The sequence below is a fragment of the Vibrio sp. JZG120 genome, assembly GCF_053890955.1.
Window position 1 is genome coordinate 345568 of the sequence record NZ_JBSRRK010000002.1, and the last position, 24217, is coordinate 369784.

The following is a 24217-nucleotide window of genomic DNA, read 5'->3' on the forward strand; positions in this document are numbered from 1 at the left end:
TGGCTTTTAAGGTTTATTTTTTGGTGAGGCCAAGTTGAATTGGCTTTGCTCTTTTGTCTGTAAAAATGCTATTCAGCAGTTAATCATTATGGAATGAAACCATGGGATTGGTGAATGTCACTGAATTGAAGAAAATTATCAGCAATATGTTATAATCCGGCTCCGTTGTGACGAAAACGTTTGTTGCAGCTTGAGAGTTTCCTTGGATTCGGCTCGTTTACACACCATGAGCCAGAGTTGAAAAACTACGACAGGAACAAGCAAACCCAATTGTTTTGAACGCGATCTCGGCGTTTAGAGGTTACAACGGGAAGGAACTTTGTTTGATAGTAATTGACACATTCTGTTTAAGTAAGGGAGCCCAACGTGGTTCAGAAAGTGTCACCCAGAATTTACTCACAACACTATACCCCAAGCAGTCACGCACAGGTATTGCGAGGGGGCATTTGAAGGAGCTATATCGGCTCCTTTCACATTTAAGGGCTGGCTAACAGCGGAAAACTCACACATCGCTAAAGGAGCGTCCCTTAAACTAGCCTAAGGCGCATCTACACCAACTTTTGAGTATTTTCGAAACAGTAAAGCGAGAACATTTGCTATTGAATGAAGGTTAAATTAACACTCGATCATTACGGAGGATGAAGAGAACAATAATAAGAGGCGATATGAATCATTTAATATCTGTAGGTGCACTGGAGTCCTTCTTGGTCGCAATCAGTGTGCTTTTCCTGGGGCATTTTATTAATGCTAAGCTACCGATTTTAAAGAAGTTCAACATACCTGAGCCGATTGTAGGTGGCCTTATTGTGGCCTGCATGATTACTGCTCTTCATTTCAACGGCATCGACTTGGAGTTCGATTTGCCGTTACAAAATACGTTTATGTTAATGTTTTTTGCGACGGTTGGTTTGGCCGCAAATTACACTCAGTTGATGAAAGGAGGTGCGAAGGTTTTTATCTTCTTAGCTGTCGCATCGTTTTACATCATCATACAAAACGGCGTTGGCGTTTCACTCGCGGCGGCGCTCGGTTTAGATCCTTTGATGGGGTTAATTGCTGGCTCGATTACTCTGTCTGGTGGCCATGGTACAGGTGCTGCGTGGTCACAAACCTTCCAAGACGTGTATGGATTGGATAACGTTTTGGAAATAGCGATGGCATCAGCCACTTTTGGTTTGATCATCGGCGGTATCATTGGTAGCCCAGTGGCACAGCGCCTCGTAGAAAAAAACAGCATTGAATCGGAGTATGGTCGTGGTGGTCGGGATGCCAAAACTCACGAAAAATTCCCTGAGTTGGTGACCTACAACGAATACGAAGAAGATAAAGTAACGGCGAAAAAAGTGGTGGAGAAACTCTTCTTCCTACTGATCTGTGTTACTGGGGCGAAGTATGTTGAGCAATGGGTCAGCACGTATGAAATCTCATGGTTGATGATTCCAGACTTTGTATATGCGCTGTTCATTGGTGTGATCATCACGAACTTCTTAGAGGTGACCAAGCTTCGTAAGTTAGATGCAGAAACCGTCGATATGCTCGGTACCGTTTCTTTGTCATTGTTCTTGGCGATGGCATTAATGAGCTTGAAGTTATGGAATATCTTTGACTTAGCGATTCCATTCTTGGTCATTTTGGCTGTGCAGTCTGTGGTCTTAGCTATCTTCACTTACTACGTTACGTTCAAAGTGATGGGACGCAATTACGACGCTGCGGTTATTGCGGGTGGTCACTGTGGTTTTGGCTTGGGGGCAACCCCAACAGCCGTGATGAACATGGGCTCTATCGTTAACCGATTTGGCCCGTCGCCGCAGGCATTTATGGTGGTGCCAATTGTGGGGGCTTTCTTTATCGACATCGTTAACTTAATCATTTTACAAGGTTACATTTCATTCCTTGGTTAAATTTAAGTTCATGATCTCCTAAGGTCGAAATAAAAACGGTCACAACACAGGTTGTGACCGTTTTTTTATGGCTCGATTTTGGCCGTTTATCGAACGACGGATTATTGAATGGTTCGGCTGAACTTGAGACTAGCTGTCCAACCAAGAACGCCGATGAAAGCGTAAATGCCAACGTTTAACCAGCCCGCCTGAGGAATTGCATTAAATGGGCTTGGTGCAACAATGGCGTGCAGTGGAAGGTAAAGCACTTCGGAGAAGAACTGATCTAGGCCGTAATAGCCAAATAGTGCGATTGGCATCCAGCGCAGCGCATAAATGGCGATAAACAAAATGACCAGTGGTGAGTTCACTTTCTGAGAAATAGCCATTGCGGTTAATGCCAGCGGTAACAGTAGAATACCGGCGAATAACATTCTGATTAAAAACTCTCCCCAATGCAGCAGCACGTAACCTAACGAGGCTTGGCGGTACAATAAAGCCAATTGGTGATCGGTAGAGATGTTCAGCAACCACAGCATCAAATCTGCTGCGAGCACAAGCGCCGAGCAAACGAGCGGAATCACCAATAAGCCAAACCCTAGCTTCACTAAGTGAGTTTTTATATCGCTGACCGGCATACTACGCCAAAACATAATACTGCCCTCCGCACGCTCTTTGCGTAGCGTTCTTGGGAAGTATTGAACGGCTAACAAGATAGACAGCAGTCCTGCTCCTCCGGTAATCAACATATTGACGTCATCACCAAGCTCTTTATGAATGTCACTGACATCGCCACCAAAGCTCATTTGGAAAAACATATTGTGTTGTAGAGTGTCGTTACTCATTAAACTGACAAAGAGAATAACTCCACACGCCAACACAAACAGTGGAATACGTAAAACAAGAGGGTTTTCTAACCACTCTTTTTGCAACATCGCGACAACTGAACGCATTACGCTGCCTCCTTCTGCAATGCTAAAAATAGATCCGCTAACTTCACCCCATGGATGGCCCCCATTGTTTCTGCTTGTTGGGCATACTGGGCAGTGAGTAACCATTTCGTTGAACCGAGCCCTTTTTGTGACGACAGTGGGTTCATCGCTTCAATTTGTGTGCGGTATTCGTCGCTGGCCTCAAGGATAAAGTAGTCTTCACTGATACTGTCCATCGAGGTTTGTAGTACAGGGCGGCCATGCTTGAGAATCAGCACATCAGTCAGTAAGTGCTCAATCTCTGATACTTCATGACTGGCGATGATCAACACGCGCTCGCCGTCGTGAAACCATTCCAATAAGTGACGATAAAACGTATCACGATACACGAGATCTAACCCGAGTGTCGGTTCATCCAATATGAGGATTTGGGTGTTAGTCGCGATTACAATCGCGAGGTGCAATTGCACCTTCATCCCTTTGGATAAAGATTTGATGCGTGCACGAGGTTTGATGTCCGTTTGACGAAGCAGCGTATCTGCTTGAGCGCGATTGAACCCTGGATGCACGCCTTCGGTATAGTTAAGCAGTTGAGCGACAGTCATCCAATCTGGCAGAACGTTCACATCCGAGATGTAGGACAAGCTCTGCATTATTTTGTCGCGTTGCATAATGGGTTCAAATCCGTTGATACGAACAGTGCCTTGATATTCATGTGCGCCGAGTAGGGCATTAATAAGCGTTGATTTACCTGCGCCATTATGGCCGAGTAAGCCTAGTACTTGTCCTGCATGTAGGTCGAAACTCACTTCATGCAGTGCTTCTCCTTGTTGCTGATATTGCTTGGAGACGTTTTTTACACTGACTAATGCGCTCATTGGTCACCTTTCAAGTGTGGTTTTAGTTGTTGAATGAATTCGTCGAGTGACATATCCAGACGCTGTATTGTGCCGGCTATCTGCGGAATTTGTTGTTGAAGAAAACGTGCCTTCTCGTCTGCAAGCAATTTGAGTTTTGCCCCTGAAGCGACAAACATACCTTGACCGCGTTTTTTCTCCACTAATCCCTCATCAACAAGCAATTGATAGCCTTTCATGACGGTGAGGTGGTTAATTTTCATATCCGCAGAGATGCTACGAACAGAGGGTAGAGCATCGCCTTCTTGCCAGATACCTTGCAGTATTTGTTGAGTGATCTGGTCAGCCAACTGTCGAAAAATCGGTTGGCGATCATGCCAATTGGTCATGAGTGAATCTCTTGGCTGAAATGGTGTTATATATAGGTATAACACCTAGTGTGCCGGAGAGAAAGTAATAATTTAAAATAAAGCGTATGTACTAGCCTTCGCTTTCCCTAACTATCTACCTATGTGATAGCTATTTTGAAGACTTTCTTATGAACATAAATTAAACACTTCTCATAAGTTGAGAAGTGTTATTTTTCTAATCCAATCAAGGCATTTACCACCAGCTTGGTATTGGTATTCTCATATAATGATAATCAGTGGGATTTTGGGTAAATCAATTTCTTACTTGATGAGAATTTGTGGCAAATACACCCTAGAAAACAAAAGGTTCGAGAGGCAATCTGATTGACTTAGGCACCTATCTCACGTTGAGCGCTTGCTCAATGAATGAGAAAGAGGAGAGTAAAGAGGTCTCATGAATCAGGTAATATCTATCGGCCCACAAGAGTCGTTTCTCGTCGCAATTTGCGTGTTATTTTTAGGGCAGTTCATTAACACCAAATTACCAACCTTAAAGAAATTCAATATCCCAGAGCCAATTGTTGGTGGTCTAGTGGTGGCTTGCGTGATCACGACCATGCACTTAAATGGTGTGGATGTATCATTTGATTTGCCACTGCAAAACACCTTTATGCTGATGTTTTTTGCGACGGTTGGCTTAGCCGCGAATTACACCCAACTGATTAAAGGCGGTGCGAAGGTTTTCATCTTCCTTGTTGTGGCATCGGTCTACATTCTTATCCAAAATGCGGTCGGCGTATCCTTAGCAACCGCATTGGGGTTAGATCCACTCATGGGGTTGATCGCCGGCTCTATTACGCTTTCTGGCGGACATGGAACTGGTGCGGCGTGGTCGCAAACTTTTCAAGAAATGTATGGTTTGCACAATGTCCTAGAAGTGGCGATGGCTTCTGCTACGTTTGGCTTGGTCATGGGCGGGATTATTGGCAGCCCTGTCGCGCAAAAGTTACTCAACAAGCACAACTTAGAATCGGAATACGGACGCACCAACCAAAGCCATCAGAGTTTCCCTGAATTGGTGACCTATAACGAACATGAAGAAGATCGTGTCACGGCGAAAAGAGTTGTAGAAAGCTTATCCATTATTTTGCTTTGCGTGACAGGCGCGAGCTATCTGGAGAGTTGGGTGAGCAGTTTTGGCATCAAGTGGTTGATGATCCCAGATTTTGTTTATGCGCTGTTTATTGGTGTTGTCATCACCAACATCATGGAAGTGACCAAGGTGCGCAAGGTTGATTTAGAAACCGTTGATATTCTTGGTACGGTTTCGCTATCGCTGTTCCTTGCCATGGCTCTGATGAGCTTGAAATTGTGGAATATCTTTGATCTTGCGATCCCATTCCTTATTATTCTTGCTATTCAGTCTGCCGTACTCGCGGTGTTCACTTATTACGTAACATTTCGCATGATGGGCGGTAATTACGATGCCGCGGTGATCGCCAGTGGACATTGTGGTTTCGGTTTAGGTGCCACACCGACTGCGGTCATGAATATGGGCTCTATCGTGAGTCGTTATGGTCCATCACCACAAGCATTTATGGTGGTACCAATTGTCGGTGCATTCTTCATCGACATTGTGAACTTAGTGATTTTGCAAGGCTGTATTGCTTTTATTAAATAGCCCCCGCTTCTTTCAACTTAACATAACAAAGCCAGTCCCTTGAGATTGGCTTTGTTATTTGTAACACGAAATCTTGTTTCTCTGACTTCAAGCCGTGAAATCAATACGTTACTATGATGACATAGTGTTCAGTTTTACAGCAGCATGAGGTACCCACATGTCTGAAAAAATATCGACGTCGGCATTAGCGAAAATGCGTAAGGTTGAAGCCAAGCTGTTGTTTGCCGATCTCAAACGTGCTGGCTACATTGTTCGCCAAGACGAAAAATGGATTCTGACGGAAGAAGGCGCCAAGTTTGGCGGCGAGTATGTGGATCACCCTAAATTTGGCCAGTTCATCGTCTGGCCGACCAATTTACATATTGAGCTGACTTCCAGCTCAGGGAAAACATTAAGCGCCACGCAGCTGGGTGAAAAGCTGAAACTGAATGCGAAGCGCATGAACCAACTGTTGAGTGAGTTGGGGTGGATCGCCAAATCTGAAGAAGGTTGGAGTGTCACTGAAGCTGGTATACGCGCTGGTGGCCAGCAAAGAACCGATAAAGAGACAAAAAATACCTTTGTCGTATGGCACGATGTGGTGCTGCGTAATAAGCGTCTTAAGCAGTCTGTCATTGAATTTTTAGGGCAAGATGCGGAGTCACACTCCACGGATAAATCGTACTCAAGCTTTCGCCAAAAGTTTGAAGCCAAACACCGAACATTAGATGGGCATTACGTGCGCTCTAAGGGAGAGTTGCTCATCGACAACTGGCTGTACTTGGCTGGTGTGGTGCACGCTTATGAACGTCAGCTGCCGATTGACCAAGATGTCACCAGTGATTTTTATTTGCCAGGCGGTAAAGTCTATTTACAGTTTTGGGGAAGTGATACTGGGGAGATGGCTGAGGCTGACCGTGAGACCATTCGTACTGTTTATGAGCAGCATCATTTTAACCTTATCGAAGTCGAACCGAGTGAACTAGACAAGTTAGATGAAGTGCTGCCTAAGCGTCTTCGTCAGTTTGGTATTAAAGCTTATTAACGACTTAAGCCCGCTGTTCAGATAAGAAAAAACCCGTGATTGATCACGGGTTTCGTATTTTAGTGTGCATCTAGGCTGTCATCCTATGGATTAAAAACCTTTGATGTTTTCCGCTTCTAGCTCCGAGAAGTACTTCACTGTCTTCACTTTCAGTTCTTGTTGAGCTGGCTCGTCACATACAATCACTGCTTTAGGGTGAAGTTGAAGTGCAGAAACCGTCCATAGGTGGTTTACACAACCCTCTACTGCTGCTTCAAGTGCTTGAGCTTTGTTATGACCTGTTACCAGAATCATCACTTCTTCTGCGTCTAGCAGTGTACCCACACCGATAGTCAGTGCGTATTTAGGCACTTGGTTGATATCGCCGTCAAAGAAGCGAGAGTTCGCAATGCGAGTGTCTTCAGTCAGTGTCTTGATGCGAGTACGAGAAGAAAGAGATGACGCTGGCTCGTTGAACGCGATGTGACCGTCGTTACCCACGCCGCCCATGAACAGGTTGATCTTGCCGTAAGACTTAATTTTGTCTTCGTAACGCTTACATTCTGCGTCGTGATCGTCAGTGTTACCGTTCAGTAGGTTGATGTTTTCTTCTTGGATATCAATGTGATTAAAGAAGTTGTTGTACATGAACGAGCGGTAAGACTCTGGGTGATCTGCAGGGATGCCAATGTACTCATCCATGTTGAAAGTCACGACGTTTTTGAAGCTCACTTCGCCGGCTTGGTAAAGCTCGATTAGGGCTTTGTAGGTTGCTAGAGGAGTGCCACCAGTTGGTAGACCCAGAACGAATGGACGCTCAGCAGTAGGTTTAAAGTCGTTGATACGCTTAGCGATATGCGCAGCTGCCCACTTACCTACTTGTGCTGCTCGAGTTAACGGGATAAGTCTCATTTTGTGCCCCTAGTTATTGGAATTTACGATGTACCGAAACATTAATTCGCATTATAAAATAAGTAATGACGAACTGCTATTGTTTTAGGTCAAAATTTTGCTTTTTCTTTAACCAGTGTTGATTTTATCGACTGTTTTTATATCTAAATGCTTTTATAAGCCGATTTTTTACAAAGAAATTGCATTATGAAACTGACGAATTGATAGATAAAATTTATGATCTAAATTAAGTTCTGTCTTCGCACTTAACCTTGTTTTTTAACAACCTACAGAGTGTGAAACCGCACACGAACTTCAAATATTATGGGATGGACATGGCACGACGCTCATTCCTTAACCATAATTGAAATGTGTAAACCAGTGAGGAATTCGGTATGAAAAATGAGTTAGATCCGAGCAAAGTACTACAGGCTTACGAATGTGTGATGAACAACGGTACACCAACCGAATTTGGCAAAATGTATGAAGGTGTAGAAGCGTTTTCCGATTACGACGGGTACAACGTTTTCTTACGAGGGAATGGTGTTGAGCTAAAGGTTGGCTTCCACAATACCTATCAATTGGAGTACGACCAAGAGCACTTGAAAGAGAGCTTTTTGAAAAAGATCGCGATGCTTGCAAAGTAGACTAGCACTAAATACTAAAAAAGCCCTTGGGAGAACGCGCCCTTGGGCTTTAGGAGAAGAAATGAGCTTGTTTTGCTCGCTCAGTCAAACCAAACGAGCTTTCGCCTACTGCCTACTGCTAGAAAAAGGCGAGAATTAGTTTATTTGGTTATTAATCGTCTTCGACCAAACTCTCTTCAATGTAATCTTCTGTCGCGTCAGGCTTATTACGACCATTTAGCGTGTGGAAGCGCTTGCGACCACGAGCAAGTTGGGTGTACTTTAGCCACGTACGCTCAAGTTTTGTTTTTGCTTTGCCTGGGTTTTCTAGCACCTTGATGAAGTGTTTCTCTTCGCTATTTTCAGGTGTTAATTCGCCTGACTCTAAGCCAAGCATAGTATCCCCATAAATTGTTAGGATTTCCTCTTCCGAGAGAGTAAAATCGCCAGACTTTGCAAAGCCGCGTGGGAATTTTACGTTGTCGTAAAAACGTTTTTTGCCATGACGGAATTCAGTGTCAGACATGTCAACAGCCTCTGTAACCGTTATTGATGAATGTAGTGAACTACGGCGAAAATTAGGCGTAAAGCTAACAAAAGAAAAACAAAACTTTTTTGTCGTCATGATTTTAATTAGTTGTTAATCTGGTTTTATATTAACCAGGAGATGGTTTATGGATGTAAAAGTCTTTCGAACATTTTTAGAGCTGGCAAGGGTTCGTCACTTCGGACGCGCCGCTGAGAATCTTTATATTACCCAAGCTGCAGTGAGCGCACGTATCAAACAATTGGAAAGTTACTTCGATACGCAATTGTTTATTCGTGATCGAAATAACATAAAGTTGACCTCTGCAGGTGAGCGCTTAATCAGTTATGCAGAGGTGATGGTCACCACATTGCAACAAGCGAAGCTAGAGTTATCGCTTGAAGATGGCAAAGCGCTGCAATTAACGTTAGGCGGTACGCCAAATATTTGGGACGCCTACTTGCAGAACTGTTTAAGTGTCGTCACAGATTCATTTGGTGGTTATGGTTTTATGGCAGAAGTGATGGGGCGGGAAATGCTCAGTCGCAGCTTGCTAGAGCGCACGTTAGATATGGCATTTGCGTTCGACCAAATCAAAGCTGATGAGCTTAACTGCAAAAAAGTGGCTGATGTTGTTCTCGTTCTGGTATCGACTGAGAAAGACTCTTTAGACACCGTTTTTGAAAACAAATACGTGTATGTGGATTGGGGAACGCGCTTCTCATCAGAACATTCTGAACGTCACCCTAAGATCCCGGCTCCGTATCTGCGCACGTCAACAGCGCGTATAGCATTGGACTTTATTTTAGAGAAGGGCGGTGCCGCTTACTTACCCATCTCTCTGGTAGAGCCCTTTATCGCCAATGGGCAGCTTCACAAGGTGTCTGGCGTAGAAGATTGGTGTCGCCCTATCTATTTGAGCTATCGTAAAGCTAGCTCGTCGGTAGACGCGATTAAGCAAGTGGAAGAAATTGTCAAAGAGATTGATCCACTGACGGCTTACAGTTTTCAGCAAATTGGTTCCGGAACTTCCGACGAATAGCGTTGAGTGAAAAGTCAGAGAAATTAAAAAGCCGCCTTGGAAAATCCAGGCGGCTTTCTTTTTATCTCGATGAATCGATAGTTATGGCAAGTCAAATAGCAGGGCGGTTGTGCTCTCGTTCGATGTATTGCGCAAAACAACCTTACTTTGCTGTTCGATCTTCGCGCCGTCGCCTGCCGTCAAGGTAGTATTGTCGATGCTAAGGCTCCCCGTTACTTGGTGAACGAATAGGCTTCTACCCGATTCTATCTCAAAGTTAAGTTCGCTATTTGGTTCAAGAATTAACTGATGTAATGTGGCATCTTGCTTAATAAGTAGCGTACCGTTTTCTCCTGTTGGAGTCGCGATAGTTGTTAATCCAGGCGTGCGACCAAAGTTTTTTTGCTGATAACCTGGTTTGGTTCCAAATGTATTTGGCTGAATCCAAATTTGTAGAAAGCGCAGCGTGTCGCGGTTCGACGCATTGTACTCACTGTGGTAAATCCCTTTCCCTGCCGACATGAGTTGGAATTCCCCAGCAGGTAATGTTTTCACGTTACCTTCGCTGTCTTTGTGCGCGATAACACCTTCCAGCACATAGCTGATGATCTCCATATCACGATGGCCATGTGTATCAAAACCTGCGCCAGGTTGGACTACATCGTCATTGATGACTCTCAGCTCAGAAAAGCCCATATGTTGTGGATCGTAATAGCTACCGAAAGAAAACGTATGTTTGCTATCAAGCCAGCCAAAGTTTGCTCGACCTCGGTCTGCTGCATGTCTTACCGTAATCATAAGGCCTCCCTAAGAGAGTTTTTTGTGCAAGAAGTTATCTAGCGCGGCCTTACCTGCGCCAGAAAACGCCAGTGAAACACTTGCTGCCAGTAAAGCTAAGCCAAACTCGTAACCGTTGTTTGCCATGAACAAACCGTTTTCAAAGTGGACGGAGAATATCGCTACCACCATCGTGAACGCTAAAGCAACGGCGGCTGGGCGAGTTAGCAGACCAAGTAAAATGAACAAGCCGCCAAAGAACTCTGCGCTGCCCGCAAGTAACGCCATGAGCACGCCAGGACCTAAACCGATAGATGCCATCCACTGACCAGTGCCTTCTAGCCCGTAGCCACCAAACCAGCCAAACAGCTTTTGTGCGCCGTGCGCCATAAAGATAATGCCGATTGGAACGCGAAGTGATAGTGCGCTGTAACCTGCGTTTGATGTGGTAATTTTCTGTAATAGTGCTTTCATGATTCTGTCCTCTGACTCTTTTCAATGAGTGGGAAGCGTGTGCTCCCGTGCTGTTGAGAACAGTTTAGGTGGCGGTGAGAATAAAAATAACGGGAGTATTTTGATAAACTCGTTCTAAAAAATTGAATAATGGATTTTTGTTATTTTTAATCAGTTGCTTGAGTGTTTTTTATGAGTTTTTTTATGCCAGTTTTGTCGTGTTTTAAATCAGGTTCCATCATTATTTTCGATAAACATTTTTGCTGTTAAACAAAAAAAAGAGCACAGGTTGCTGTGCTCTATTGCTTTCGCTATTAACAAGGGAGAAAGGTGTGTTAAAGAAAACCGTCAGAGGTTCATTAAGCTCTCTAGTGACTCCTCTACATTGTTGTAGTGATAGGTTCGAATATTACGCCCATCCGTGGCATTAATTTGAATTTCTGAGATCTCGTTATCTGAGTCTCGTTCGATAATTCCAATTGAATGATCTACGGATTTACTGGTAATAACCTTTTGGTTTCTTAGTACAATTACGCAAGTGTGTAAGTCCATGCCAATTCCCTTTAGCCGACGTTGTTGTGATGTTCTGAATCTAACTTTAGTGTACAAAAGCGCTAATGCCAATAAATCTCAATATTGAGTTCCGAAAATGGCTAATTGTAGACGCTTAAGCAAGCTACAATAACATTATATTGAACGATGCCTATGAACAATAAATGACAAAAGGCATGAGCAAGGAAAGCACTATGTTTATTCACCCCCATACCTCACTGACTTTCGAGCAGTGTCATAAGGCGCGAGTCGCGCGAGACAGCCGCTTTGATGGGCGATTTTATGTGGCTGTGAAAACAACGGGGATCTTTTGTCGCCCAATTTGTCCGGCTAATTTACCTAAAGAAGAAAATGTAGAGTACTTCACCGATAAAGCGCAAGCTCTCCAAGCGGGGTACCGTCCTTGTTTGCGTTGTCGACCTGATAGCGCGCCGGGTTCTTGGGCATGGAAAGGCGTAGAAACGACCTTTCAACGAGCGATTTCGTTAATTGATCGAGGGGAACTGCATCATCACTCGGTGTCTGAGCTAGCAGAGCGTGTTGGGATTTCGGATCGCTACTTACGTATGTTGTTTGAGCAGTATCTAGGCATGTCACCCAAGCAGTATGCGCAATATCAACAATTAATGTTCGCCAAACAGTTACTTCATTCCAGTTCTATGTCGGTCACGGAAGTAGGCTTCGCCGCCGGTTTTAATAGTACACGCCGCTTTAACGATGCTTTCCAAAAGTTTCTCAAACTGACGCCTTCTCAAGTCCGTCGCAAAGAGTTTGACGGTATGGGTAGCAATCGAATTGCCTTGCCTTATCGAGGTGAATTGAATTGGCAGCACATGTTGGACTTCTACCGTTTACGAGCGATTGAGGGGGTTGAGCTGGTGAGTGATGAGAGTTATCAGCGCAACGTTTGTCTGGATACCAGTAAAGCGTGGTTTAAAGCAACCAAAGGTGAAGGGTACCTAGAGCTAGCGTTTGAAATTGAAGACGTAACGAAGCTGCAAAACTTGGTGTCTGACATTCGTCGTATGTTCGATCTTGACGCCGATATTTGTACTGTTGAGCAGCATTTGGATTATGTTGCACCGGGGCTTGTGTCGAGTAAAGGTATTCGGATTCCTGGTGTATGGAATGCATGGGAGGCAGGGGTTAGAGCGATTTTAGGCCAGCAAGTGTCGGTTAAAGCGGCGATTGGTCAACTTAACTTATTGGTGACCACACTTAGTGGAGAGTCAGAAAAACGCTTTTTCCCGACACCAGATGCGATAGCGAATACTGACGTGAGCTTTTTGCGCATGCCGCAAAGCCGTAAAGAGACGCTAGTGCGCTTCGCCCAGTTCATGCAGGACAACTCAGAAGCCGCCCCCCAGCAGTGGCTAGCCTTGAAAGGCATTGGACCTTGGACAGTTAGTTATGCTCAACTGCGAGGGCAATCTCAACCCGATTGCTTTTTAGATAAAGACTTAGTGGTGAAAAAGGCGATGCAGCGTTACCCATCACTGAATACGCACACTGCGGCCCCTTGGGGAAGCTACGCGACGTTTCACTTATGGAATCAATCATGAAAACATTTTATACCGAAATGCCGAGCCTATTAGGAACGGTGACCATCCAATCTAACACTGAGGGCTTGCTTGGCATTTGGTTTGAAACATGCACCACTAAGCCGAGTGAACTGGGAGCGCGAGACGATCAACACCCAGTTTTGCGCCAAGCTGTTACCCAGTTGAATGAATACTTTTCTGGCCTACGTAATGAATTTGAGCTGCCTTTGGCGGCTACAGGCACGGATTTTCAAAATCAAGTTTGGCAGGCACTAACGACCATTCCATACGGCGAAACGTGGAGCTATCAAGATCTCGCCAACGCGATTGGCAACCCTAAAGCTGTGCGCGCTGTTGGGTTGGCAAACGGAAAAAATCCTATTTCTATCGTGGTGCCTTGTCATCGCGTTATTGGCAAAAGCGGTAAATTGACAGGGTATGCTGGTGGAGTAGAGCGCAAGCAACGTTTACTTGCGTTGGAGCAAGGTACACCGCTTTAAGTGAGGCGATTCTCATATTGTGACTAAGCGTGCTGCACAGGGGAAACGATAGTGTAGAGTTTCATATTCGTTATACGAATAGAAAAAGGATAATAAGGACATGCCTTTCAAAACGGATTTTGATGCATTCATGAGTGAGTGTTGGCAGCATCACGAAACACAGCCCGAACAAACTTATGCTCAATTGGAAACGGCTCTGAGTGAGGTGGAAAACGTTAGCCACATCGAGCGAATATTCGCATTGATGCTGCACACCGCGATTGGTCACCTCCAGTGCCCAGAACAGTTTCTTACCTGCTTAGAGCACTTTGATGAACGCAAGGTTGCCGAGAGTTCGGCATTGCAACGCAGTATTGCCGTTGCGCGCTTTTTCGTTGATGGCACTGACTGTGTGGGGTTGTTAGCAGAGCAAGACCAACGACGAGTTTACGCTTTGATTTCGAATGAACTTTCTGCGCTTGCTCAGCTTGAACTGGCGAGCCAATGGCTGGCGAAAGCCGCGCTAGGTATGACACCACAAGATGCTGAAGGGCCGCTAGCACGCTCTATTGCAATCACAGCAAACAACTTGGCGTGTCAGTATGAAGCGCTGGCTGAGCGCACGGATGTGGAAAAATCGAGGATGCTAGAAGCGGCCAAGCTCGCGTTGGATTACTGGAAAGTGGCGGGTGGTTGGATGCAAGAAGAACGTGCAGAGTATCGCTTAGCGATGAGTTTACTCAAAGCGGGTGAAGCCGGACAAGCCAAGCAGCATGCCGAGCGCTGCGAAGCCATTTGTCAGCAAAATGGTGGCGACGCGTTTGAGCTGTTCCATGCGCATGATTTGCTGATGCAAGTACACTTCCATCTTAGCCAGAAATATAAAGCTCAAGTGGATGTGGGGATGCAGCAATACTGCGCAACGAGTTCGTTGACATGATCTCAACGTTGAATAAAAAAGCCCCGAGCGAATGGCTCGGGGCTCATATTTTGTAAGTTCACTCATTACACGATGTTGATTAGGCTATTTGCGCTTTTGCCTGGTATCGTCCTGGTTTATGGTTCATCGCCAAAATCAAGTTTGTCGCCACGGCACCTAGGACGGATAGAGCGATAAGGTGCACATCCACAATGAACAGCGACATCACTACGATGGCACAATCGAGCGCCATCTGAACTTTACCAGCTCGAATCCCAAAACGTTCCTGAAGGTACAACGCTAAAATGTTAAAACCGCCTAAACTCATCTTGTGACGGAAAATCACCAACATACCTATTCCAATTAACCCACCACCTAGAAGTGCTGCATAGAAAGGTTCGATTCGTGAAATTTCAATCACATGGTGCAGATGATCGACCGCAAAAGAAACAATCGAGACCGCAATGAAAGTATTAATGGTGAAGCGCCATCCCATGCGCATTACAGACAAAATATAAAAAGGGAGGTTGAGAGCGAAAAATATCTGACCAAAGCTGAAGTCACTCACTTTGGTAAGGAAGATCGCCAAACCAGCCGTACCTCCGGTGAGCAATCCTACTTTGCTGAAAAATATTACCCCAAGCGACACTAACGCACTGCCGAGCGTCAGAGCCAAGAGGTTCTCTCTTAGGCTATGATCTTTATCCATAAAATTTTTTCCTTGGTTTAAAAACCGCGCCGGAGACAACACGTCCATCCAACGAGATAAACAGTTGCCAAAATAGCAACTAACAAATCGGCCAATAAAATGTCGCGAAAAGTGATGAATGTCGAGTTTTTGGACAAGATTGTGCTGATGCTAGCCTGTTTAACATAATGTACACAGGTAGAAAAACAACAAGGAAAAGTTATGATTAAGAAAGTCGGCACTACCCAAATCAACGCATTACATCGACTGAGTTGTCACTGCGGAAAAGTTGAGCTGGAACTTGCATTACCTAATGGTATTGAGAAGCCGAGACGATGTGATTGCTCCATGTGTCGACGTCGCGGCGCGATTGTGGCATCTGTGCCTCTGAATGGTATTCGTATCGTGCAAGGCGAAGACGTTTTGAAGCTGTATCAATTTAACACTCGCACAGCGAAGCACTTTTTCTGTGGCGAATGTGGTATTTATACGCACCATCAGCGTCGCTCTGACCCGAGTGAGTACGGCTATAATGTCGGCTGTTTAGAGGGCGTCAACCCATATGAATTGGGAACTATCGAAGTGATGGATGGCGTTAACCATCCATCCGACAGTTAGGTTATATCGCAAGTTAAGCGCCTGACTCACGGTGCTTTTAGGTAAATAAACCGCTATTCATCCACAAGTGTACCGCAATACTGGCGGCATAACCCAAGGCGATGACGGGAGCCCATTTTAGGTGGCCAAAGAAGGTATATTGACCACGCGCGGCTCCCATTAATGCGACACCTGCCGCAGAGCCAATTGAAAGCAAGCTGCCCCCCACACCCGCAGTCAATGTGACAAGTAACCAGTTCCCCATCGACATGCTTGGTTCCATAGTCAGTACAGCAAACATAACCGGAATGTTATCGACGATGGCAGATAGAACACCAACCATCACGTTGGCCCAGACAGGGTTCCATTGGTTGTACATGACGTTTGAAACCAGTTCGAGATAGCCAAGTAAGCTCAAACCGCCGACACACATCACTACGCCGTAGAAGAACAGCAAGGTGTCCCATTCTGCGCGAGATACACGGTGGAACACGTCAAACGGAACGACTGAACCTAAGCGTTTTAATGCGTGATCGTCGCCATTGGCAATTGCCATGGCCGCTTTTTTTGCCAAGGAATGTTTGAGTGTTTGGCGTAAGAAGTAGCCGAAAAATTGTAAGTAGGCCAAGCCCATCATCATGCCCATAACTGGTGGGAAGTGCAGCAAAGCGTGGAAAGAGACTGCGGTGGCAATCGTCAGAATGAATAGTGCGACAATACGTCTCGCGCCGCGTTTCAGTTCTACGTGTTGGTGAATCGTATTCGGTTTGGTGTTTGGAACAAAGAGTGACATCAAAAACGCAGGAACCAAATAGTTCACCAGTGACGGGACGAATAACGGGATGAATTCAGCAAAGCTGACATGCCCAGCTTGCCACACCATCAGGGTCGTAATGTCACCAAATGGGCTGAATGCACCGCCAGCGTTGGCAGCGATAACAATGTTGATACAGGCAAGATTCACGAATCTAGGATTATCACCGGAGACTTTCATCACCACAGCGCACATCAAGAGGGCTGTGGTTAAGTTATCGGCAATCGGTGAAATAATAAAGGCGAGAAACCCTGTCAGCCAAAACAGCTTTTTGAAGCCAAAGCCTTTGCCGACCATCCACGCCTGTAAGGCATCGAAGAGTTTGCGCTCTTCCATAGCATTGATGTAAGTCATCGCTACTAATAAAAACAGCAGCAGTTCCGCGTATTCCAACAAGTTGTGTTCTAGTGCGGATTTGGCGATTTCTGGCTGGTTGTGTTGAGCAAAGGTGTAGCCAATCAGAATCCAAATTAACCCTGCAGCGAGCAGCACAGGCTTGGATTTTCTCATTTTCAGATACTCTTCCAACATAACCAGTATGTAAGCAATCGAAAAGATAATGAGAGCCGCGTAACCAACACCAGAATTAACAAGGTTCAGTTCATTGGTGGGGGCAGCAAAGGTGGCGCTAGAGAACAACAAACAGCAGAAAGCTACAATTGGATAGATTGGCATAGACATTTCTCCTTTGTCTGGTTGGAGAAATATTAGCCACAAATTAATGAGTTAGTTGTGAGAGAGCTCGAATTAACAGTAGGAGTTAGGAAATGATAGTGTGCGCCACTATTTTCTGAGTGACGCAATGCTTGCTGCGCCAAATAAAACCACAGCGGCATACAAACCGTAAGTTAACCAATGGCTAATCTCTAAAAAAGGAACGAGTCCTTGACCTGCCCACATACAGCCTCCGTTTAATGAGCAATGTTGTAATAGTCGAGCCAATTTAAAGGAAATGAACAATGTTTTTTGTGAGTGACGGCAAATTCTGAAGGATTAGAAAGTCAAAAATTGGTCAGTGAGAGAGAAATCTCATTTTTAACTGGCTAGCTCTAACCCTTTTGAGCTAGAGCTAGCTATATCGAGCGCTGAATGGATTTAGCGCAGCAGCCATTTTCTCAACGGCGAAGCCTCAATTGCTTTCATAAGTATTATGGTTGCGACAATCGTTGCAGGATAAATAAATGCGTCTTTCGCGAGGTGTTGCAACCCGATAAATCCAGCGACATTCATCATTATAATTATCACAAGCAGATGGCTAACATAAATGCCTAACACGCTAGGAGATAGTTTGAATACCCAAGGCATATCGCCAAAATGTGGGTGGACTAAGAGCCACATAAAGACACCCAGGGCCCAGATAACAGTACCAAACAGGAAGTCGTGAGAATTAAAAGCGACCTCGTGTTGCATTAGCCAATAAGCTTCACCAAAGTGCAGCGCCATACCAAGAAGAATGCATCGAATCGTATTGTTTCGCGACCATCGCCACTGTTCTTCTCGTGCTAGATAACCCAGTGTTACCAGCAACGTACTGAAAAACGGCCCATTACGAGTAAAGAAAGGCGCTGGCAGGTCGGTAATGGTCGAATAACTGCCAGCAAACACGCCGTATATGTATAGCAATACGGCGGTTGGCAGTACCAATTGAGCCATATTGATATGCACGAGGAAGGCAATTAAGGCAACGGCAATAACCAGAGCTGGAATAAACCACAGGTGAACGAGCCCGCCTTCGACGAGTGAATTGAGCGGGGTCGACATTAAGTAGCCCCAGTAGCCCTGCCTTTCGGCGAGATACCCCGCCTCAGCGACAGTTTGCCACTGGAATGGCATCAATAAACTGATCACGCTCCAAATGAGCCAAACCTTCATCAGTGGTTTGGCGTAGTTTTTTAGTGTTTCGATAGGTGCGCGGCTTAGCTTGGGCTGGATAAGATAACCAGAAATGAGAAAAAACAGTGGCACAGCAAAACGAGCCAATTGGTTGAGTATATAGCCAACCCACGGTATTCCATCCCATTGCCAGTATGTCAGGGCCATCTGGCAGTGCAATCCTATAATTGCAAACATCGCAATAATACGCGCAAACTCTAAGCTGGCTATTTTTTGTTTCTTTGCCATTACATTACTTACCTAAATAAAAAAAACTTAGGTGAAAGTAGCAGGTTGTGGCTGAATTAATGCGTGAAAAAGTCAACAGACTCGCGCTTACACTGAAGCTGTGTTTAAATTTAAGACTTACTTCAAACTTCTTAATTATTAACCCATTAACCAACTCAATACGTGATTAGCGAGTCGAAAATGACACTAATGTATGGTTAGACCAGTTAACTCTAGATTGCAAAAAAGAACGATCGTGCTAAAAATAAGATTATGCAAAAAGGAAAAGTGACAAAAGAGTTTATTCTGCAACGGGCTTTTGAGATCGCCAGCGAAGACGGATTAGAAAGTCTTACGATTGGTGAGTTAGCCAAGCAATGCGGTATGTCGAAAAGTGGTCTGTTTGCCCACTTCAATTCGAAGTTGAATTTACAACTATCGGTATTGGAGCACGCCAATAAAGTGTTCGCCGCCCGAGTTATTGAGCCTGTTCGTGAAGCAGGGGATGGCAATATCGAACGTAAAATTCGAGGGTTGCTCGACTCTTGGATGACTTGGAACCACGCATTTCAAGGAAGTTGTATGTTTCTAGACGCTTGGAATGACACGGCAGATAAAGATTGCCCACTTCAGGCCGGACTGCGTAAATCCATAGACACTTGGCTGAGCTATTTGGAGATCCAAATAACGAAAGGCAAAGAGAAGCAAGAATTTGCAGCAGACTTAGATACACGCCAAGCAACGTTTGATTTATACGGTCTTTATTTGAGTGCGCATGTTTTTTACTCAATTAAAGGTGAGGAAGAAAGCTTGCGCCTGTTTTGGCAAGGGATCGACAACTTATTTTCTCGCTGGAAAGGCTGATACCAGTTATTCGCTTTCCAGATTTGTAGACATAAAATCATAAAGAGCGGCTGAGTTCGCTCTTTCTTATCAGCATAAAAAGCACGACCGTTCTATTTTTGTGCGTAGCTGATAGTTAAGGACATAATCATGAGTGAAAAAATTTACTTTAATACATCGCAACGTTTCAGTATTAAGCGCAGTTTGGTGAACATCAGTACGCGTTTACACCATACGCTGGCCCCTTCCCATGCAAAGAATACCGCGCGTAAGTTGCTCCTGACACCTGCTCGCACAGCACCTAAAAACACCGAACCTCAAGGACTTGCCAAAGGTGAAATTAAAGGGCATGCAGGCATTATCAAAACCTACACTTTGGGCTCTGGACCTATTTGGGTGTTAACTCATGGTTGGTCTGGCACCGCAAGTCAGTTTTATCCGTTGATGGAACATATTGCGTCGAAAGGTTTCACCGCTTTGGCATACGATCATCCAGCACATGGTGAGAGTGAAGGGCAGTATGGGCACATTCCGGGTTTTGTCAAAGGGTTAGAAGATGTGTTAGATACGGTAGACGATATTGTTGGTCTAGTTGGGCACAGCATGGGCACCGCTTCTGCTCTTGAGTGCCGACATAGCAAATTAGAAAACAAGCCTTTACTGCTTATTGCACCGGTATTGAATTACGTAGAGAACCTATTCGGTAGCATTGCGCGTTCAGGTTATTCGATGAAGCTTTTTAATGCCGTAGTTTCTGAAGTTGAAGATCAATTTGGTTACCCATTACAGTCAATTGATCCGCTGAAGCGTTTGGCTGAGCGCTCGTCTCCAGCCATCATTGTTCATGATGAGCAGGATAAGTTCACTAAGTACAGTATCTCTGCACAAGCCGCTGAAGAGATTGAAAATGTTGAGTTAGTGACAACGCAAGGTCAAGGCCATGGCCGAGTGATGAAGTGTGCACAAGTCTTCAGTAGTTTTGACCGTTTACTCGATCGTGCTTGGTAATCTTCATGCTTGCTAATTGGCTCGGTCCGTTTTGGGCTAATTCGATTTGAAAGCAATACCTCGGATTGTTTTTCGTCTATGGTATCGCCTTTCTCGTTATGAGATAAAAACAAAAAAGGACAGCCGAAGCTGTCCTTTGATCGTTAACTTTACAGAAAGTCTGCAAGGTTGGGCTTAGTTACAGTTAGCTACGCCAACTTCTTTCCAAACGCCCCATTCGCCAGATTGGCTAGGATCGTCACCCTGAGTCCACCATTTCGCTTCCCAAGTTTTACCTGCATGAGTGACTTGGTTGCCGCCTGTGTACACTGCGCTTGCATCCCATGCGTTGTCACAGGTGCCTGGGTTTGGATCGGTGGTATGCTGTGCAACAACAACAGTTGCGCTTGCCGTTGAAGACGCTTTGCCGTCGCTCACACTTACGGTAAAGCTTAGGCTAGTGTCTTGCGGGTATTCAGCAGCAGTGAAAGTTACTTTAGAACCTTCAACCGTTGCGTTCAAACCTTGAGGCAGCGTCCAGTTGAAAGTAAGAGTATCGTTGTCTGCATCGCTAGAGGCTGACGCATCTACAACCACAACGTCACCAGCGTTTGCTGTTGCTGGAGCAACAACTTGCGCTACTGGCGCATTGTTCGCTGGGTCAACCACACCTGCTGGCTTCACAGTTACTACAACAAGGTCAGATGCCGTTGCACCTTCGTTGTCAGTCACTGTCAGCTTGAAAGTTAATTGCTCCTCAACAGTAACCTCTGCTGCATCAAAGCTTGCTTTCGCTGTGTCTGCGCCTGCTAGTACCACTGCTGTACCAGATACTTGTTCCCACGCGTAACTCGCGATAGTACCGTCAGAGTCTTTCGATAGGCTACCATCTAGAACCACACTTGCTGGGCCAGTTACAGATTGATCTGCGCCAGCAGCTGCGGTTGGTTTACGGTTTGGTTGAGGAACTACACCGCCAGCCATACCTTCGTGCATTGCGTTGAGAATGTCGCCGTTATCCGCGTCGATTTCCCAAGAGAATAGACCCGCTAGACCTAGAGACTTAGCGTAGCTACCTTTTGCTAGCACTGAGCGATGGTCATCAAATGTGATCAACTCACCCGTTGTGCGGTTCCACACCCATGGTGCTTCTGCTTGTGCATCATAGCCGTACTCGAAGCCGTTAATGCCAGTGTTGTTTGCACCTAGCATGAATGACTTAATGCCTTTGTAGTCGATTACGCCATCTTCCCAAACACCTTGCGCTGTGCTGCCCTTCAGTTTACCTGTAGCAGTACCTGTCATTGGGTCGTTTGGATCAGTGAGCGTATCTGGAGTTACGCCTTCCCAGCCACGACCGTACATTGCTGTACCAAGTACTAGCTTGTTCGCAGGAACGCCTTGAGCAAGAAGAAGCTGGATGCCGTTATCTGCTGTGTAAGCAGGACCTTTGTACGGTTCGCCGTTCTCATCAACGCCACTACCGTCACACTGACCAGGGCGCATGAATGAACCACAGTAAAGCGCAGTTTGGTGACCAGGAACGTTGTTCCAACCGCCATAGAAGTCGTAAGTCATCGCGAAGATGTAGTCCATGTATTGAACCGCATCTGCATAGTCTACGTCTTCAATCTTGTCGTAACCGACACCGATAGCTGACGTTAGCTCGTAAGTACGGCCTGTCTCAGCTTCTAATTCATCAAGCATTACGCGCAATTCACGCATCAGTGCGATGTAAGCAGGGCCATCGTTTACAGGGTCGCCCTTATCCGCGGCTGCACCGCCGCCACCAGGGAATTCCCAGTCGATATCAACACCGTCGTAGAATTTCCAAGTTTTCAGGAACTTCTTAACCGATGCGACGAATGTGTCTCGGTTTTTCTTGTCTACGAAATCGAAGAATGGGTCAGACAGCGTCCAGCCACCGATAGATGGGATGATTTTTAGATCAGGGTTACGTTGTTTCAATGCCATTAGCATTGCGTAGTTACCCTTGATAGGTGTGCTGTATTCATGACCAGCTTGTGGGAAGCTCTTTTGATAAGCGGCCCAAGGGTCGTGGATCACGACTTCGTAGTCAGGCACGCCTGTACAAGCGGTTTGTAGTGCATTGAAGCTGTTGCCGCCAACAGACTTCACAGACTCATTTGGGCCACAAATTGGGATAAAACCGTAAAGGATGTGAGTCAAGTTGTCGACTGGCATGTTATCGACCGTGTAGTCACGACCATAGATGCCCCACTCAACAAAATACGTACCCATCACGACGCTTGGATCGGTATTGTACGTTTTGTTGTTTGGATCAACGTTCATCGTCAGTGGCTTCAAGTGAGAACCATCGGTATCTGCAATCGTGATTTCAGCTGGTGCGCTTTTCGCACAACCTGTCGCATCACACGCCTCGATTTCCATTTGGTATAGGCCGCCCTGACCATATTCAAATGTCGCTGTTGTTTGGCTACCAGTGATTGGGCCGGTTGCTACTTTTGCACCATCAAAATAGACGTTGTAAGTATCACCTGGCGTGCCACTCCACTGGTTAAACTTAACAGTGATCTTCGCTTGCTCATGGTATTTCACCATGTCGTAGTAGCCTGACGTGGTTTCCATCGCGAGTTCAATTTTAGAAAACTGAAGGTTGTTGGAACCGTACATATCGATACTTGGCGCGGTTGGAGCCGCAACTGCAGCACCTGATAGTGCTAAAGCAACGCCAGCTGCACATAGGTTAAATCGAATCATAACTTCTCTCTCAATCCTTGGATTCATGTTCTACCTAGAACATAGGCTGCTCTTGCACCAGATAAGATGATTGGATTTACTCCATGTGCAAAAGCATCACACTCAGCATTTCAGAGAGTTTTTTTTCGTCAAAAAAAATTAAGACGGTTTTCGAGGCACTTGAGAGAACTTAACTAAAACTCGCACTCTGTTACACAGAAAGTGTCAGACTGAGTCAATAATTTATAAAATCTCAGCAGAAACTAAAATTATTGTTTACTCAGTAGCGAGTGTGATAAATGCGATGAACACCTTATTTCATTGTTTATTAAGGTTTTGTTTCATCGAAGTAGAAAGAGAATTGAAAGGAGAAATAGCCGTGAAGACGTGCTAGTCACGGCTGAAATGTTCACTTAATGCAGCGCGACGTTTTGAAGCCGCTCCGGTTTCTGAGCCTTGAACGGTATGCTCAAATCCCTTACGGATGAATCGTTGATCTGGAATAAGAGGCTCAATACGGCGAATCTGAGGTGAAAGGTGAGAGCCCGAGATCTGGTACGCGGTTTTTCCTAATCCAGTGTTCAACGTGATGACCTTTCCATCGAATTCAAATTCTGTCGTGATGAGTCGATGGTTTCGATATACCCCATCCTCTGTGAAAGTCAGACGTTCTGTTTGGTAGGGTGGCGCGCCGATCTCAATCCACTCGCCGTAGACTTTTTCCGGGTCAATATGGTCTTGATAGGATAGGTGGATTTGATAGCTGAAAAACGTCAAAAGACCCACCCCAAAAACGGCAAATGTGCTTTTGAGGACTTTGGATTGGTGGCGAGCCCAAAATGAAAGTTTTGGTTCCTGTCTTGTTTTCCGCCTTCGGCGAGCTGAGTCCGTCATTGGTCTACTTTTCTTCCCTTTTTTAATATGGTGGAAACCTTCCTTCTCAAAAACAAACAATCCCGCCATTAAGACTAAGAAATTA

The 24217-nt window shown here is 45.3% G+C and carries 24 protein-coding genes; 11 read left to right on the forward strand and 13 right to left on the reverse strand.

The annotated features are described in order from the left end of the window. Positions 1 to 665 precede the first annotated feature (665 nt). Positions 666 to 1901, forward strand: coding sequence for a sodium/glutamate symporter (gene gltS / locus ACWPOD_RS07360; RefSeq protein WP_006740921.1), 1236 nt, complete (start codon positions 666 to 668; stop codon positions 1899 to 1901). Positions 1902 to 2002: 101 nt separating this feature from the next. Here gltS (ACWPOD_RS07360) and ACWPOD_RS07365 read toward each other — a convergent pair whose 3' ends face one another. The 3 genes from ACWPOD_RS07365 to ACWPOD_RS07375 are packed head-to-tail and all read right to left on the reverse strand — an operon-like array spanning position 2003 to position 4058. Further along, entirely contained in the window at positions 2003 to 2833 is an 831-nt protein-coding gene (locus ACWPOD_RS07365) for a hypothetical protein (protein ID WP_085344468.1), read from the reverse strand. Further along, positions 2833 to 3690 (reverse strand): ABC transporter ATP-binding protein, encoded by an 858-nt coding sequence (locus tag ACWPOD_RS07370; RefSeq protein ID WP_150917316.1) that lies wholly within the window; start codon positions 3688 to 3690, stop codon positions 2833 to 2835. The genes ACWPOD_RS07365 and ACWPOD_RS07370 overlap by 1 nt, the downstream gene beginning before the upstream one ends. Continuing rightward, a complete protein-coding gene (locus tag ACWPOD_RS07375) occupies positions 3687 to 4058 on the reverse strand; it encodes a GntR family transcriptional regulator (protein WP_085344466.1) in 372 nt (123 codons plus the stop codon). The genes ACWPOD_RS07370 and ACWPOD_RS07375 overlap by 4 nt, the downstream gene beginning before the upstream one ends. 415 nt (positions 4059 to 4473) lie before the next feature. Between ACWPOD_RS07375 and gltS (ACWPOD_RS07380) the strand changes: the two genes are divergently transcribed. Together gltS (ACWPOD_RS07380) and ACWPOD_RS07385 are read left to right on the forward strand one after the other, a co-directional pair. Then, positions 4474 to 5700 carry a sodium/glutamate symporter gene (gltS, locus tag ACWPOD_RS07380; protein WP_167427134.1) on the forward strand — a complete coding sequence of 409 codons (1227 nt, stop codon included), beginning with the start codon at positions 4474 to 4476 and terminating at the stop codon, positions 5698 to 5700. Between the two features lie 157 nt (positions 5701 to 5857). Beyond that, positions 5858 to 6724 carry a glycerol kinase gene (locus ACWPOD_RS07385; protein ID WP_182019705.1) on the forward strand — a complete coding sequence of 289 codons (867 nt, stop codon included), beginning with the start codon at positions 5858 to 5860 and terminating at the stop codon, positions 6722 to 6724. A gap of 90 nt (positions 6725 to 6814) precedes the next feature. Here the strand turns inward: ACWPOD_RS07385 and nagB are convergent, their stop codons facing one another. Further along, complete coding sequence (gene nagB / locus ACWPOD_RS07390; protein WP_006740926.1) at positions 6815 to 7615, reverse strand: glucosamine-6-phosphate deaminase; 801 nt, start codon at positions 7613 to 7615, stop codon at positions 6815 to 6817. A gap of 374 nt (positions 7616 to 7989) precedes the next feature. Between nagB and ACWPOD_RS07395 the strand changes: the two genes are divergently transcribed. Further along, a complete protein-coding gene (locus ACWPOD_RS07395) occupies positions 7990 to 8241 on the forward strand; it encodes a DUF3081 domain-containing protein (RefSeq protein ID WP_005392042.1) in 252 nt (83 codons plus the stop codon). A gap of 151 nt (positions 8242 to 8392) precedes the next feature. Here ACWPOD_RS07395 and ACWPOD_RS07400 read toward each other — a convergent pair whose 3' ends face one another. Continuing rightward, a complete protein-coding gene (locus tag ACWPOD_RS07400; RefSeq protein WP_005392041.1) occupies positions 8393 to 8746 on the reverse strand; it encodes a DUF413 domain-containing protein in 354 nt (117 codons plus the stop codon). A gap of 148 nt (positions 8747 to 8894) precedes the next feature. On the opposite strand from ACWPOD_RS07400, the gene ACWPOD_RS07405 reads away from it, so the two are divergent. Further along, the gene (locus tag ACWPOD_RS07405) at positions 8895 to 9788 is read left to right on the forward strand and encodes a LysR family transcriptional regulator (protein ID WP_005374436.1); all 894 of its coding nucleotides are present in this window, start codon (positions 8895 to 8897) and stop codon (positions 9786 to 9788) included. A gap of 81 nt (positions 9789 to 9869) precedes the next feature. Here the strand turns inward: ACWPOD_RS07405 and ACWPOD_RS07410 are convergent, their stop codons facing one another. The 3 genes from ACWPOD_RS07410 to ACWPOD_RS07420 form a co-directional block, all read right to left on the reverse strand. Further along, the gene (locus ACWPOD_RS07410) at positions 9870 to 10565 is read right to left on the reverse strand and encodes a pirin family protein (protein ID WP_456231735.1); all 696 of its coding nucleotides are present in this window, start codon (positions 10563 to 10565) and stop codon (positions 9870 to 9872) included. 9 nt (positions 10566 to 10574) lie between these two features. Beyond that, on the reverse strand, positions 10575 to 11018 hold the full coding sequence (locus ACWPOD_RS07415; RefSeq protein ID WP_456231736.1) for a DoxX family protein: 444 nt from the start codon (positions 11016 to 11018) through the stop codon (positions 10575 to 10577). 327 nt (positions 11019 to 11345) lie between these two features. Then, complete coding sequence (locus tag ACWPOD_RS07420) at positions 11346 to 11549, reverse strand: hypothetical protein (protein WP_017633816.1); 204 nt, start codon at positions 11547 to 11549, stop codon at positions 11346 to 11348. Positions 11550 to 11743: 194 nt separating this feature from the next. Between ACWPOD_RS07420 and ACWPOD_RS07425 the strand changes: the two genes are divergently transcribed. From ACWPOD_RS07425 to ACWPOD_RS07435, 3 genes are all read left to right on the forward strand, one after another. Next, positions 11744 to 13111 (forward strand): AlkA N-terminal domain-containing protein, encoded by a 1368-nt coding sequence (locus tag ACWPOD_RS07425; RefSeq protein ID WP_182035897.1) that lies wholly within the window; start codon positions 11744 to 11746, stop codon positions 13109 to 13111. After that, positions 13108 to 13590: a methylated-DNA--[protein]-cysteine S-methyltransferase gene (locus ACWPOD_RS07430; protein WP_193447596.1), complete on the forward strand. Its 483-nt coding sequence runs from the start codon at positions 13108 to 13110 to the stop codon at positions 13588 to 13590. The genes ACWPOD_RS07425 and ACWPOD_RS07430 overlap by 4 nt, the downstream gene beginning before the upstream one ends. A 100-nt stretch (positions 13591 to 13690) precedes the next feature. Next, positions 13691 to 14509, forward strand: a complete 819-nt coding sequence (locus ACWPOD_RS07435) for a hypothetical protein (RefSeq protein WP_317342064.1) — start codon at positions 13691 to 13693, stop codon at positions 14507 to 14509. Positions 14510 to 14588: 79 nt separating this feature from the next. Here the strand turns inward: ACWPOD_RS07435 and ACWPOD_RS07440 are convergent, their stop codons facing one another. After that, positions 14589 to 15197 carry a YitT family protein gene (locus ACWPOD_RS07440; protein ID WP_006740933.1) on the reverse strand — a complete coding sequence of 203 codons (609 nt, stop codon included), beginning with the start codon at positions 15195 to 15197 and terminating at the stop codon, positions 14589 to 14591. A 201-nt stretch (positions 15198 to 15398) separates the two neighbouring features. Between ACWPOD_RS07440 and ACWPOD_RS07445 the strand changes: the two genes are divergently transcribed. Then, positions 15399 to 15794 (forward strand): GFA family protein, encoded by a 396-nt coding sequence (locus ACWPOD_RS07445; protein WP_053809316.1) that lies wholly within the window; start codon positions 15399 to 15401, stop codon positions 15792 to 15794. 37 nt (positions 15795 to 15831) lie between these two features. On the opposite strand, the gene nhaD is transcribed toward ACWPOD_RS07445, so the two are convergent. Both nhaD and ACWPOD_RS07455 read right to left on the reverse strand, forming a co-directional pair. Further along, a complete protein-coding gene (nhaD, locus tag ACWPOD_RS07450) occupies positions 15832 to 17262 on the reverse strand; it encodes a sodium:proton antiporter NhaD (RefSeq protein ID WP_005392020.1) in 1431 nt (476 codons plus the stop codon). Between the two features lie 420 nt (positions 17263 to 17682). Beyond that, positions 17683 to 18708, reverse strand: coding sequence for an acyltransferase (locus ACWPOD_RS07455; protein ID WP_167427141.1), 1026 nt, complete (start codon positions 18706 to 18708; stop codon positions 17683 to 17685). Between the two features lie 252 nt (positions 18709 to 18960). On the opposite strand from ACWPOD_RS07455, the gene ACWPOD_RS07460 reads away from it, so the two are divergent. Beyond that, positions 18961 to 19551: a TetR/AcrR family transcriptional regulator gene (locus ACWPOD_RS07460; RefSeq protein WP_005392013.1), complete on the forward strand. Its 591-nt coding sequence runs from the start codon at positions 18961 to 18963 to the stop codon at positions 19549 to 19551. A 129-nt stretch (positions 19552 to 19680) separates the two neighbouring features. Beyond that, the gene (locus tag ACWPOD_RS07465) at positions 19681 to 20538 is read left to right on the forward strand and encodes an alpha/beta fold hydrolase (RefSeq protein ID WP_074190254.1); all 858 of its coding nucleotides are present in this window, start codon (positions 19681 to 19683) and stop codon (positions 20536 to 20538) included. Between the two features lie 174 nt (positions 20539 to 20712). Here ACWPOD_RS07465 and ACWPOD_RS07470 read toward each other — a convergent pair whose 3' ends face one another. Together ACWPOD_RS07470 and ACWPOD_RS07475 are read right to left on the reverse strand one after the other, a co-directional pair. Further along, the gene (locus ACWPOD_RS07470) at positions 20713 to 23259 is read right to left on the reverse strand and encodes a glycosyl hydrolase family 18 protein (RefSeq protein WP_167427142.1); all 2547 of its coding nucleotides are present in this window, start codon (positions 23257 to 23259) and stop codon (positions 20713 to 20715) included. A 369-nt stretch (positions 23260 to 23628) separates the two neighbouring features. Further along, entirely contained in the window at positions 23629 to 24132 is a 504-nt protein-coding gene (locus ACWPOD_RS07475) for a DUF2850 domain-containing protein (protein ID WP_104972159.1), read from the reverse strand. Positions 24133 to 24217 lie beyond the last annotated feature (85 nt).

Coding starts and splice junctions, on each gene's coding strand:
- gltS (WP_006740921.1), top strand. CDS start 666: ATGAATCATTTAATATCTGTAGGTGCACTGGAGTCCTTCTTGGTCGCA.
- ACWPOD_RS07365 (WP_085344468.1), bottom strand. CDS start 2,833: ATGCGTTCAGTTGTCGCGATGTTGCAAAAAGAGTGGTTAGAAAACCCT.
- ACWPOD_RS07370 (WP_150917316.1), bottom strand. CDS start 3,690: ATGAGCGCATTAGTCAGTGTAAAAAACGTCTCCAAGCAATATCAGCAA.
- ACWPOD_RS07375 (WP_085344466.1), bottom strand. CDS start 4,058: ATGACCAATTGGCATGATCGCCAACCGATTTTTCGACAGTTGGCTGAC.
- gltS (WP_167427134.1), top strand. CDS start 4,474: ATGAATCAGGTAATATCTATCGGCCCACAAGAGTCGTTTCTCGTCGCA.
- ACWPOD_RS07385 (WP_182019705.1), top strand. CDS start 5,858: ATGTCTGAAAAAATATCGACGTCGGCATTAGCGAAAATGCGTAAGGTT.
- nagB (WP_006740926.1), bottom strand. CDS start 7,615: ATGAGACTTATCCCGTTAACTCGAGCAGCACAAGTAGGTAAGTGGGCA.
- ACWPOD_RS07395 (WP_005392042.1), top strand. CDS start 7,990: ATGAAAAATGAGTTAGATCCGAGCAAAGTACTACAGGCTTACGAATGT.
- ACWPOD_RS07400 (WP_005392041.1), bottom strand. CDS start 8,746: ATGTCTGACACTGAATTCCGTCATGGCAAAAAACGTTTTTACGACAAC.
- ACWPOD_RS07405 (WP_005374436.1), top strand. CDS start 8,895: ATGGATGTAAAAGTCTTTCGAACATTTTTAGAGCTGGCAAGGGTTCGT.
- ACWPOD_RS07410 (WP_456231735.1), bottom strand. CDS start 10,565: ATGATTACGGTAAGACATGCAGCAGACCGAGGTCGAGCAAACTTTGGC.
- ACWPOD_RS07415 (WP_456231736.1), bottom strand. CDS start 11,018: ATGAAAGCACTATTACAGAAAATTACCACATCAAACGCAGGTTACAGC.
- ACWPOD_RS07420 (WP_017633816.1), bottom strand. CDS start 11,549: ATGGACTTACACACTTGCGTAATTGTACTAAGAAACCAAAAGGTTATT.
- ACWPOD_RS07425 (WP_182035897.1), top strand. CDS start 11,744: ATGTTTATTCACCCCCATACCTCACTGACTTTCGAGCAGTGTCATAAG.
- ACWPOD_RS07430 (WP_193447596.1), top strand. CDS start 13,108: ATGAAAACATTTTATACCGAAATGCCGAGCCTATTAGGAACGGTGACC.
- ACWPOD_RS07435 (WP_317342064.1), top strand. CDS start 13,691: ATGCCTTTCAAAACGGATTTTGATGCATTCATGAGTGAGTGTTGGCAG.
- ACWPOD_RS07440 (WP_006740933.1), bottom strand. CDS start 15,197: ATGGATAAAGATCATAGCCTAAGAGAGAACCTCTTGGCTCTGACGCTC.
- ACWPOD_RS07445 (WP_053809316.1), top strand. CDS start 15,399: ATGATTAAGAAAGTCGGCACTACCCAAATCAACGCATTACATCGACTG.
- nhaD (WP_005392020.1), bottom strand. CDS start 17,262: ATGCCAATCTATCCAATTGTAGCTTTCTGCTGTTTGTTGTTCTCTAGC.
- ACWPOD_RS07455 (WP_167427141.1), bottom strand. CDS start 18,708: ATGGCAAAGAAACAAAAAATAGCCAGCTTAGAGTTTGCGCGTATTATT.
- ACWPOD_RS07460 (WP_005392013.1), top strand. CDS start 18,961: ATGCAAAAAGGAAAAGTGACAAAAGAGTTTATTCTGCAACGGGCTTTT.
- ACWPOD_RS07465 (WP_074190254.1), top strand. CDS start 19,681: ATGAGTGAAAAAATTTACTTTAATACATCGCAACGTTTCAGTATTAAG.
- ACWPOD_RS07470 (WP_167427142.1), bottom strand. CDS start 23,259: ATGATTCGATTTAACCTATGTGCAGCTGGCGTTGCTTTAGCACTATCA.
- ACWPOD_RS07475 (WP_104972159.1), bottom strand. CDS start 24,132: ATGACGGACTCAGCTCGCCGAAGGCGGAAAACAAGACAGGAACCAAAA.